General features: G+C 48.2%; 1 rRNA gene. It reads right to left on the bottom strand.

From position 1 onward, the window contains the following. Positions 1-198, bottom strand: a 16S ribosomal RNA gene (locus J4G36_RS19025); the annotation flags it as partial. Positions 199-253: the final 55 nt, after the last annotated feature.

Genomic DNA, 253 nt, shown 5'->3' with positions numbered 1-253 from the left:
ATGCGAACAAACTGATTATTCGGTATTAGCCCCGGTTTCCCGGAGTTATCCCCATCTGCAGGGCAGGTTGCCCACGTGTTACTCACCCATCCGCCGCTAACGCTTTAAGAAGCAAGCTTCTTAAAGCATTCGCTCGACTTGCATGTATTAGGCATGCCGCCAGCGTTCGTCCTGAGCCAGGATCAAACTCTCCATAATAGAGAAACTTGAATAGCTCGAGTTTCATTTTGCTGACTTTGAATCCGAAGATTCG

The sequence above is a fragment of the Sporosarcina sp. 6E9 genome (genome assembly GCF_017921835.1).
Lineage (GTDB): Bacteria > Bacillota > Bacilli > Bacillales_A > Planococcaceae > Sporosarcina.
Note: the sequence above shows the minus strand (reverse complement) of the source record. Positions and strands in the feature narration are given on the sequence as shown.